The 9969-nt window shown below is 72.2% G+C and carries 9 protein-coding genes; 7 read left to right on the top strand and 2 right to left on the bottom strand.

What is annotated here, in order from left to right:
• Positions 1-1772, bottom strand: a 1772-nt coding sequence (locus MKK68_RS17900; RefSeq protein WP_244032035.1) for a DNA translocase FtsK, incomplete at its 3' end; no start/stop codon positions are given.
• Positions 1773-1948: 176 nt separating this feature from the next.
• Here MKK68_RS17900 and MKK68_RS17895 point away from each other — a divergent pair.
• The 3 genes from MKK68_RS17895 (at position 1949) to MKK68_RS17885 (ending at position 5368) form a co-directional block, all read left to right on the top strand.
• Positions 1949-3052 carry a helix-turn-helix transcriptional regulator gene (locus tag MKK68_RS17895; protein WP_147727589.1) on the top strand — a complete coding sequence of 368 codons (1104 nt, stop codon included), beginning with the start codon at positions 1949-1951 and terminating at the stop codon, positions 3050-3052.
• Positions 3053-3119: 67 nt separating this feature from the next.
• Positions 3120-4217 (top strand): S-methyl-5-thioribose-1-phosphate isomerase, encoded by a 1098-nt coding sequence (gene mtnA, locus MKK68_RS17890; protein WP_147727590.1) that lies wholly within the window; start codon positions 3120-3122, stop codon positions 4215-4217.
• A 26-nt stretch (positions 4218-4243) separates the two neighbouring features.
• Entirely contained in the window at positions 4244-5368 is a 1125-nt protein-coding gene (locus MKK68_RS17885) for an aminotransferase class V-fold PLP-dependent enzyme (protein WP_244032033.1), read from the top strand.
• Positions 5369-5395: 27 nt separating this feature from the next.
• Here the strand turns inward: MKK68_RS17885 and MKK68_RS17880 are convergent, their stop codons facing one another.
• Positions 5396-5911, bottom strand: a complete 516-nt coding sequence (locus MKK68_RS17880; RefSeq protein WP_147843555.1) for a pilus assembly protein N-terminal domain-containing protein — start codon at positions 5909-5911, stop codon at positions 5396-5398.
• A gap of 322 nt (positions 5912-6233) precedes the next feature.
• Here MKK68_RS17880 and MKK68_RS17875 point away from each other — a divergent pair, with 322 nt between their 5' ends.
• The 4 genes from MKK68_RS17875 (at position 6234) to MKK68_RS17860 (ending at position 9895) form a co-directional block, all read left to right on the top strand.
• Positions 6234-6401, top strand: a complete 168-nt coding sequence (locus tag MKK68_RS17875) for a Flp family type IVb pilin (protein WP_147727592.1) — start codon at positions 6234-6236, stop codon at positions 6399-6401.
• 373 nt (positions 6402-6774) lie between these two features.
• Positions 6775-7296, top strand: coding sequence for a prepilin peptidase (locus tag MKK68_RS17870; protein ID WP_405042796.1), 522 nt, complete (start codon positions 6775-6777; stop codon positions 7294-7296).
• A 230-nt stretch (positions 7297-7526) separates the two neighbouring features.
• Positions 7527-8318: a Flp pilus assembly protein CpaB gene (gene cpaB / locus MKK68_RS17865; protein ID WP_147727594.1), complete on the top strand. Its 792-nt coding sequence runs from the start codon at positions 7527-7529 to the stop codon at positions 8316-8318.
• Between the two features lie 38 nt (positions 8319-8356).
• Positions 8357-9895, top strand: coding sequence for a type II and III secretion system protein family protein (locus MKK68_RS17860; protein ID WP_409567261.1), 1539 nt, complete (start codon positions 8357-8359; stop codon positions 9893-9895).
• The last annotated feature ends 74 nt before the right edge of the window (positions 9896-9969 follow it).

The following is a 9969-nucleotide window of genomic DNA, read 5'->3' as shown; positions in this document are numbered from 1 at the left end:
ATGCCGTCGTAGACCGACAGCTCCAGCATCTTCGGGTCGACCATGATCAGGCGGCACTCCTCCGGCTTCATCCGGTAGAGCAGGCTGAGGATCATGGTGTTGATCGCCACCGACTTGCCCGAGCCGGTGGTGCCGGCCACCAGCAGATGCGGCATGCGGGCGAGATCGGCGATGATCGGCTCGCCGCCGATGTTTTTCCCTAAGCACAGCGCGAGCTTGTGCTTGGTCTCGACGAAGTCGGCCGAAGCCAGAAGCTCGCGCAGGTACACGGTCTCGCGCCGCGCGTTCGGCAGCTCGATGCCGATGGCGTTGCGGCCGGGCACGACCGCGACGCGGGCCGAGACCGCCGACATCGAGCGGGCGATGTCGTCGGCGAGCGAGATGACGCGGGAGGACTTGGTGCCGGGCGCCGGCTCGAGCTCGTAGAGGGTCACGACCGGGCCTGGGCGCACCGCGAGGATGTCGCCGCGCACGCCGAAATCGCCGAGCGTGGCTTCCAGCAGCGTCGCGTTCTGCTCCAGCGCGTCGGCCGAGACCAGGCTCGCCTGCGACGGGCCGCGCGGCTCGGCCAGGAGGTCGAGCGCGGGATGGCGGTAATCGTCCTGGCCGCTGGTCGGTGCCGGGCGGCGCGCGGGCGCCACCGGCGCCACCGGTGCGGAGACGCGGGAGGCCGCGGCCTCCGCCGGCACGGGGGTCGGCTCGTCCTCGCCCCTGAAATCTTCGCCCCTGAAATCCTCGCCCTCGAAATCCTCGTCGTCGTGGACGACGGGCAGCGGACGCCGGCCCTGCGGCGCAGGCGCGGCGTGGGGCGCGGCCGGAGCCGTGGCCTGGTCGGCGCGCGGCTCGAACACCGGCTCGCGGCGCGGCTCGGCCGCGCGGCCGCCGTTGGGGAGCTGGCTCGCCCAGGGTAGGTCCTCGTCGGAGAAGGCGCGGCGGGCGGCCAGGGCCGGCGAGGCGCCGGCATAGCTGAGCGCGCCGAGGCCGGCGCGTTGCGCCCGCCACAACTCCCAGCGTTCGGCCAGGGCCGCGCGACCGCGCATCGCCGCCTGGAGCACGGTGCCGAACCCGACGATCCCGAGACCCGGCTCGTCGGATTCGTCGCGGTCGTCGTATCGACGATCCTGCGCCGCGTCCGGATGGGTGCGGCGCGGCCGGTCGGCCCGCGCCATCGCGGGGGCCACGTCGTCCTCCGCCTCGTCGAGGCCGGGGGCCACCCGGCACGCGGCCGTCAGGCTGAGGATCGCGACGCCGGCGTAGACGAAGCCGACGAGGGCCGCGCCGGCCTGCGAGATCGCGCCGACGATGGTGCGCGCGGCCGACATCAGCGCGTCGCCGGCGACCCCGCCGAGCCCGGTCGGCAGCGGCCAGCGGGCGGTCGGCGGCAGGGCGCTGGCCACCGCGCTCGCGGCGCAGAAGCCGATGATCCACAGGGCGATGCGCATGCCGCCGTTCGGCAGGTCGCGCTCGCGCATCAGCCGGACGCCCCACAGCGCCGGCGGCAGCACGAAGGCGAGCGCACCGAGCCCGAGGATCTGCATGGCGAGATCCGAGACCACCGCCCCGGGCTGGCCGAGCACGTTGTGCGCGACGTGGTCGGTGGCGTGGTTGAGGCTCGGGTCGTCGATCGACCACGTCGCGAGAGCGACCGTCAGCGCGATCGCGCCCGTGAACAGGACGAGCCCACCGAGTTCCGTCAGCCGCCGCGCCAGGAACGGGCGCAGCGTGTCGACGAAGGTATCGTAGGGCGACGCGGAGCGGCGAAGCGAGCGCATGCGGGACCGGACGCGAAAGGAGACTCTGCCCCGGAGGCTAGGCGCCTTACGTTAACGCGCATTTAAGGTTGAAAAATCCTTCACGTCCCGGGCTTTGCCCTTGCGAGGACGGCCCGGATCGGAAACGCTTCCCTTTCCCCCCGGCCGGGCCTCCGGGCCGCCTGGGAAGACCGACGATGCTTGCCCCCGCCGAGTTCGACGCCCTGGTCGACCTGATCTACGAAGCCGCCGTCGTGCCCGAGATCTGGCCGGAGGTGCTCGACCGGATCGCCGCCGCGACGGGGTCCGTCGGGGCCATCATCCTCGCCGAGGGGCGGCACGGCCCCCGGTGGCGCGCCACCGGCGCCCTCCTGACGCACCTGCCGGAGGCGATCGCCACCGGTCTGATGGCGGTGAACCCGCGCCCGGGCCGCGCGCTGGCGCTCGGCCATTCGGGCTTCGTCCACGACCTCGACCTGTTCACCCATGCGGAGATGGACGCGGACCCGATGTACGGGTTCCTGCGGGCCCGCGGCCTCGGCTGGTGCACCGGCGTCGCCATCCCGACGGTGGGGGAGGATGCCGTGATCTTCTCCTGGGAACGGGCCTTCGCGGCGGGGCCGTTCACGCCGGAGACCGTGCGCGCCCTCGATCCCCTGCGCGCGCACCTCGCCCGCGCCGGGCTGATCGCCGCCCGCCTCGGGCTGGCGCAGGCCCGCAGCGTCGTCTCGGCCCTCGACCTGCTCGGCCTGCCGGCCGCGGTCCTGTCACCGGGGAACCGGGTGATCGCCGCCAACGGCCTGTTCGCCGGCCTCGTGCCCTCCGTCGCCCAGGATCGGTCCGATCGCGTCCACCTGACGGACCCGCGCGCGGACGGCCTCCTCGTCCGCGCGCTCGCGGCGCCGGTGCAGGCCGGCGACCCGAACACCGTCGCCTCCATCCCGATCGCGGCGCGGGCCGATCGCGGTGCGATGATCGCCCACCTCGTGCCGGTGCGCGGGGCCGCCCGCGACGTGTTCGCCGCCGCGGCGACGATCCTCGTCGTGGCGGATCTCCGGCAGGGCCGGGCTCTTCCGGCGGAGCTGATGCAGGGATTGTTCGACCTCACCCCCGCCGAGGCGCGCGTCGCCCGCGGGCTGACGAACGGGCACACGGTCGGCACGCTGGCCGACGTGCACGGCGTCTCGTCGGCGACCATTCGCACGCAGCTGAAGGCGATCTTCGCCAAGACCGGCACCGCCCGCCAGGCCGACCTCGTCGCGATGCTCACCGGCGCGGCGATCGGGCGCGACCCGACCTGACCTTCGGGATCCCGCGGAACGCGCGCGCGGTGGTGCAAAACGCGTTTCGATATGGCAGACCGTCATCATGAAGATCGACGGCCGCCCCTACAGGACTATCTTCCCCGACGCGGACGGCGTCAGCGTCCAGGTGATCGACCAGACCCGCCTGCCCTTCGCCTTCGAGCTGCAGCGGCTGGCGAGCCTCGACGACGCCGCGCGCGCGATCCGCACCATGGTGGTGCGCGGCGCGCCGCTGATCGGCGTGACCGCCGCCTACGGCCTGGCCTTCGCGATGCGCGAGGATGCTTCGAATGCCGGCCTCGACCACGCGGTGGCGGCGCTGGCCGCGACCCGCCCGACGGCGATCAACCTGCGCTGGGCGCTCGACCGGGTCGCGGGGAACCTGCGCCAGGTCCAGGCGCCCGAGCGATTCGCCCGCGCCTTCGCCGAGGCCGGCCGCATCGCCGAGGAGGACGTGGCGAGCTGCCGCGCCATCGGCAACCACGGCGTCGGCCTGATCGCCGAGATCGCGCGGCGGACCGGCCGGACGGTCAACGTCCTGACCCATTGCAACGCCGGCTGGCTCGCCACCGTCGACTGGGGCACGGCGCTGGCGCCGATCTACGTCGCCCACGAGGCCGGCGTGCCGGTCCACGTGATCGTCGACGAGACCCGGCCCCGCAACCAGGGCGCGGCGCTGACCGCGTTCGAGCTCAACGGCCACGGGGTGCCGCACACCGTCGTCGCCGACAACGCCGGCGGCCACCTGATGCAGCACGGGCAGGTCGATCTCTGCATCGTCGGCTCGGACCGCACCACCGCGTCGGGCGACGTCTGCAACAAGATCGGCACCTACCTGAAGGCCCTCGCCGCCCACGACAACGGCATCCCGTTCTACGTGGCGCTCCCGTTCTCGACGATCGACTGGACCCTGCAGGACGGCGTCGCCGAGATCCCGATCGAGGAGCGCGACGCGCGCGAGGTCACCCATCTCACCGGGCGGCTCGAGGATGGCGGCTTCGCCACGATCCAGGTGGTCTCGCCGGGCAGCCCGGTCGCCAACCCGGCCTTCGACGTCACGCCCGGACGCCTCGTCACCGGCCTGATCACCGAGCGCGGCATCGCGCGGGCCGATGCCGAGGGCCTGCTCGGCCTCTATCCCGAGCGCCGCCGCGCCGCCTGAGCGGCGACCCGTCGACGAGCGCGACCATGGCTTCGCCCCTCGCCTGCCAGCGGCACCTGTTCGAGATGCCGGCGGAGGTCGCCTACCTCGATGCCGCCGCCTGGACGCCGCTTCCGCGCAGCGTGCGCGAGGCGGGCGAGGCCGGCATGCGGGTGAAGAGCCTGCCCTGGGCCCATCCACGCTCCGAGGTGCCGCCTTGGACCGAGCGGGCGCGCTGCGCGGCGGCGGCCCTGATCGGCGCTCCGGCGGACGCCGTCGCCGTCGTCGGCTCGGTCGCCGACGCCATCGCGATCGCGGCGCGGGCGATCGCACCGGTGCCGGGCGGGCGCATCCTGCGCGTCGCCGAGGAGTTTCCGTCGCTCTGCCTGGCCTTCGACCGCCTCGCCGCGGAGGCCGGCATGGTGGTCGAGGCGGTGCCGCGCCCGGGCGACGGCGACTGGACGGCGGCGCTCCTCGAAGCGATCGCCCGCCCCGGTGCGCCGCCGCTCGCGGTCGCGACCCTGACGCCGCTGCACTGGGCGGACGGGACAATCATCGACCTCGACCGTCTCGCCCCGGCCGTCCGCGCGGCCGGCGCCGCCCTGGTGGTGGACGCGACCCAGGCGGTCGGCGCGATGCCGATCGACGTGGCCCGGCTGAAGCCCGATCTCCTGGCCTTCCCGACCTACAAGTGGGTGCTCGGCCCCTACAGCCTCGCCTTCCTCTATGCCGCACCGCATCGGCAGGAGGGACGGCCCCTCGCCGAGCATGCCGGGAACCGCCCGCCGGTCACGGGCGCACGCCGCTACGACCGCGGCGAATGCCACGATCCGGTCGGCCTGCCGATGGCGGCCACGGGCCTGGAACTCGTGGCGGGCTGGGGCGTGCCGGCGATCGAAGGCCGGCTTCGGGACTTGACCGACCGCCTCGCCGAAGGCGTTCAGGCCCTCGGCCTCGCGGTCCCGCCGCGCGCGCTGCGCAGCCCGCACATCCTGGGCGTCACGGTGCCGGGTGCCGACGCCGAGGATCTCGTCGCGCAGCTGCGGAGGCGGAACGTATTCGTCAGCGCCCGGCTCGGCCGCCTGCGGATCAGCCCGCACGTCTTTGTCGACAAGGTCGACCTGTGCCGCGTCCTGGCGGCGCTGGAGGCGGTGATGCCCGGTCGCGGCTAGAAATCGGCCCGCGGTCGGGCGGGAATGTCAGCGCCCGGGGCCCGTCGACCCGGCGGTGGCGAGGTTGCGGCGGGTCTCGGCCTGGCCGCTGACGTCGCCGAAATACTTGGTCGAATCGCCGAGCTGCACCGAAGGCTGGCAGTACGGCGTGCAGGAATACGAGTTCCGCTCCTCGGCGCCGCGCTGGATGGTGATCACCGAAGCCTGCGAGGCTTCCACCCGGATCGTCGTCTCGGCCAGCATCGCGCCGGCGGCGTCGAGGGCGATCAGGTTGGTTGCACCGAAGCTCTTGCCGGTCAGCACCAGCACGCCGTTCTTCTGCAGCGTGACGTCGGCGATGATCGGGTTGCCGACGATCACCGTCTGCGTGCGCTCGGGCAGGCGCATGACCTTGGCGTTGTCGACCATCACCGTGACGACGGGCAGGGTTTCCGCCCGCAGCGCGGGGGCCGTCGCGAAGGCGAGCGCGGCGGCGAGGGCGACGCCCGGCAGGCGCTTGGCCGAGCGGGCACGGGACGGGCGGTGGGGCTGGGTGAGGCGCATCGGCTGCTGAGACTCATCAATACGCTGGAGGCGCGTCGCGCGGGCGTGGTGCCTGCAGAGCGGTGCGACGCGCCGAGGCGCGCATCCCGTTCGCCTCCAGGCAACACCTTATTGGTGAAGGAACCGCTAAGCCGGTGCCGTGGCGGAGCGCCGAAGACTTGACGCTTTCTTCACCATGCGGGCGGTCGTGCCTCGATTTAGCGCTTTCGCGGACCGACTTAACCGAATGGCAAGGCGGGTCCGGCATCCTCCATCTGCCGCCGATCGAAACAACAGATCTTCGACGGTTACCTCGCAAGTGTTTCGACCAAGGATTGCAGCCATGAAGACCATGTTCAAGAACTTCGCTTCGGACGAGTCCGGCGCCACCGCGATCGAATACGGCATGATCGCCGCCCTCGTCGCCGTGGTCATCATTGGCACGCTGTCGACCCTGGGCTCCAAGCTGAAGAATACCTTCACGAGCGTCTCGAACCAGCTCGTCCAGTAGTTCGGCTTCGCGTCCATCGGAAACGGCGCAGTCGGCGGCAACGTCCCGGTCTCCCGGCCCTCCCACGGGAGGCGGCCAGGGGATCGGGGCTCGGGCCGACGGACCGTCACTGTGGACACGGGCCGTGAAGTCGGGGTGCGGTGCGTCCCTCGCGGGCGCGCATGCCCTGCCCCGCCGCGGGCCAAAGCCGATCCCGCCCCTGCGGGATCGGCTTCGCGTCGTCCGCGATCTCGGGCCCGTGCGTCCGGGCGCGACCTCGTTCGGAATTTGCGCTTTCTTCACGCCCGCGCCCGACACTCGCGACTTGGACACCCCATCGACGGTCGAATCGACCGCGATCGCAAGGATGATGGCAACGGTCATGGCAAGCGTGATGGCTAGCACCGGTCTGGCGAGCTTCGGCCTCCTGATCGTCTTCCCGTTCTTCATGGCCTACGCCGCGGCGAGCGACCTTCTCACGATGTTGATCCCGAACCGGATCTCGCTGGCCCTCATCGCCGGCTTCTGCGTGGTCGCCGCCACCGGCCTGTTCAGCCTTCCCGAGATCGGGATGCATCTCGCGGCCGGCGCGCTGGTGCTCGCCGTCACCTTCACCCTGTTCTCGCTGGGCAAGATCGGCGGCGGCGACGCCAAGCTCGCGGCTTCGACCGCGCTCTGGATCGGGTTCGACCAGCTTCTCGACTACCTGCTCGTCGCCTCGATCCTCGGTGGGGCGCTGACGCTGGCGATCCTCCTGGCGCGCAGCCATCCCCTGCCCTCCGTCGTCGCCCGCCTGCCCTTCGCGCTGCACCTGCACGACGCCAAAACCGGCATTCCCTACGGCATCGCGCTCGCGGCCTCCGCGCTGGTGATCCTGCCCGAGACCCTGGTCTGGACCCGCGCCCTCGGCGGCTGAGCCCCGAACCGAGCTGCCAGCGGCACCGACTGACGATGAAGATCGGCGCCACGGGCGGACGACCGCGTTAGGCGGCCGGAACCGCGTCATTCACCGTGCCGTCCGGTCAGACCGTCCTCGGACATCGGACGAAACGCGATGGTCATGCCTTCTTAACCCTAATTTGAGGAATTCGGCCCTAACGTCGGTCAACGGGCGGCGACCCTGCCGTTCCATGCTTTGGCCCGACGATGAAACCAGCGCGTCTTGCCGTCCTCGCCATCGCCCTCGTCGCGGGCGGTGGAGCGGCTTTCCTGATGAGCGGCGGCGATCCGCCGCCCCCGCCCGTCGTCAGGGTCGAGGCGCCCGCGCCGCCGACGACCGAGGTGCTGGTCGCGGCCGCCGAGCTGCCCATGGGTCAGGTGCTCCAGGTCGCCGACCTGCGCTGGCAGAAATGGCCCGACGACGCGCTGACCCCCGGCTACATCACCCGCAAGGACGTGCCGAAGGCGCTGGAGGAGACAGCCGGCGCCACGATCCGCTCGGCCTTCCTGGCCGGCGAGCCGATCCGCCCGCAGAAGCTCGTGCGGCCCGACAGCGGCTTCATGGCCGCGATCCTGCCCTCCGGGATGCGCGCCGTCGCGATCGTCACCGACAGCCGCGGCACCAACTCGGCCGGCGGCTTCATCCTGCCCAACGACCGGGTGGACGTGATTCGCACCTTCCGCGACGAGGACAATTCCAAGGCGACCGGCAGCGACGTGCAGGTCTCCCAGACCATCCTCACCGACGTGCGCGTGCTCGCGGTCGGCCAGCTGATCCAGGAGAAGAACGGCACCAACGTCGTCACCGGCGAGACCGCGACCCTCGCCCTGACCCCCGGCCAGGCCGAGAAGATCACGCTGGCCCAGAAGGTCGGCTCCCTCTCCCTCGCCCTGCGCAGCCTGGCCGATTCCGGCCGCCCGCCGGAAGCCGAGGCCGCGCCTCAGGAGGCGGCCCTGACGGTGATGCGCTTCGGCGTCAGCCGGCAGCAGACCCGGTGAGCCCCCCGATGCCCGAACCGCACGACGAGGTGCAGCCGATGACGGATTCCGGACCGACGCTCGCCGGCCATCCCGCGAGCCCCCTCACCCATCCTCTGGCGAGCCCGCTCGCCGGCCTGCTCGCCCTGCTGACGGCCTTCGGAACCGCTCCGGCGGCGGCGCAGGAGCGCGCGGTGCTCGGGCCCGCCCCGGTCCTGTCCGTCGGGCAGGCGGAGGCGAGCACGACCCGCAAGATCGAGCTGACCGCGGGCCGCTCCGTGATCGTCGACCTGCCGCGCGACGCCAAGGAGGTGTTCGTGGCCAACCCGGCGGTGGCCAACGCGGTGGTGCGCTCGACCCGCAAGGTCTTCGTCATCGGCATGGCCGACGGCGCGACCTCGATCTTCATCCTCGACGCGGAAGGCCGCCAGATCGCGGCGCTCGACGTGACGGTGGCGCGCGACCTCAAGCTCGGGGCGCTGCGCCAGCTCCTGGGCCAGAGCATTCCCGGCGGCCGCTTCGACGTGCGCGTCACCGGCGATTCGATCCTGCTGTCCGGCTCGGTCGGCTCCTCGTCCGAGGCGCAGCAGGCGATCGACATCGCCAACGCCTTCGTCGGCGTGTCCGGCGGCGCCGCCGGCGGTGGCGGCGCCGGAGCCCGCGGCGCGGTGATCAACAACCTAACGATCCGCAACAAGGACCAGGTGATGCTGCGCGTCACCGTGGTCGAGGTCGCGCGCACCGTCCTCAAGCAGTTCGGGATCAACCTCAGCGGCAGCTGGTCGGGGCTCAACCTCGCCAACGTGACGCCGCTCTCGCTCTCGGGCGGCCAGTTCCCGGCCGGGAACCTGCTCTCGGGCACGATCAACGGCACCGGCGGCGCGAGCATCACGGCGACGCTGCGTGCGTTCGAGCAGGCCGGCGTCTCGCGCGTTCTCGCCGAGCCGACGCTCACCGCGATCTCGGGCGAGTCGGCGAACTTCACCGCCGGCGGCGAGCTGCCGGTCCCGTCGAGCCAGAGCTGCACGCCGAGCCTCGTCGCGGGGACCCAGCCGACCTGCGTCGTCGGCATCGCCTTCAAGCCCTACGGCGTCACCCTCAACTTCACGCCGGTGGTGATGGCCGAGAACCGCATCTCCGTGCGCGTCGGCACGTCGGTGAGCGAGATCGACCCGCAGAACTCCTACTCGTTCGTCAGCGGCAACACGACCTCGGCCGTTCCGGGCCTGACGGTGCGCAAGTCCGAGACGACGGTCGAGCTCGCCTCGGGCGCCACGATGATGACCGCGGGCCTGATCCAGCAGAAGAGCAAGGCGGCGATCAACGGCCTGCCCGGCCTCGTCAACCTGCCGATCCTCGGTGCCCTGTTCCGCTCGCGCGACTACCAGCGGCAGGAGACCGAGCTGATGATCATGGTCACCCCCTACATCGCCAAGGCGATGGAGCCCCGGCAGGTGACGCGCCCCGACGACGCCTTCGTCGACGCCACCGACGGCCAGGCGATCCTGCTCGGGCAGATCAACCGGGTCTACGGCACCGCCGGCACCGCTCCGCTCGGGCGCGGCTATCGCGGCCGCGTCGGCTTCATCACCGACTGATCCTCGCCCCGCGGTGCCCCGCCCCGCGCGACTTCCCTCCTCCGCCCCGGCGTCGCCCCGCCCCAGGACCGAAC

The sequence above is a fragment of the Methylobacterium sp. E-016 genome, assembly GCF_022829745.1.
Taxonomy (GTDB): Bacteria; Pseudomonadota; Alphaproteobacteria; order Rhizobiales; family Beijerinckiaceae; genus Methylobacterium.
This window is presented reverse-complemented; position numbering and strand designations above follow the sequence as displayed.

Excerpts from the sequence above, each read along its gene's own strand:
- MKK68_RS17880 (WP_147843555.1), bottom strand. The coding sequence starts at position 5,911 with ATGCGCCTCACCCAGCCCCACCGCCCGTCCCGTGCCCGCTCGGCCAAG.
- mtnA (WP_147727590.1), top strand. The coding sequence starts at position 3,120 with ATGAAGATCGACGGCCGCCCCTACAGGACTATCTTCCCCGACGCGGAC.
- MKK68_RS17860 (WP_409567261.1), top strand. The coding sequence starts at position 8,357 with ATGACGGATTCCGGACCGACGCTCGCCGGCCATCCCGCGAGCCCCCTC.
- MKK68_RS17870 (WP_405042796.1), top strand. The coding sequence starts at position 6,775 with ATGGCTAGCACCGGTCTGGCGAGCTTCGGCCTCCTGATCGTCTTCCCG.
- cpaB (WP_147727594.1), top strand. The coding sequence starts at position 7,527 with ATGAAACCAGCGCGTCTTGCCGTCCTCGCCATCGCCCTCGTCGCGGGC.
- MKK68_RS17895 (WP_147727589.1), top strand. The coding sequence starts at position 1,949 with ATGCTTGCCCCCGCCGAGTTCGACGCCCTGGTCGACCTGATCTACGAA.
- MKK68_RS17875 (WP_147727592.1), top strand. The coding sequence starts at position 6,234 with ATGAAGACCATGTTCAAGAACTTCGCTTCGGACGAGTCCGGCGCCACC.
- MKK68_RS17885 (WP_244032033.1), top strand. The coding sequence starts at position 4,244 with ATGGCTTCGCCCCTCGCCTGCCAGCGGCACCTGTTCGAGATGCCGGCG.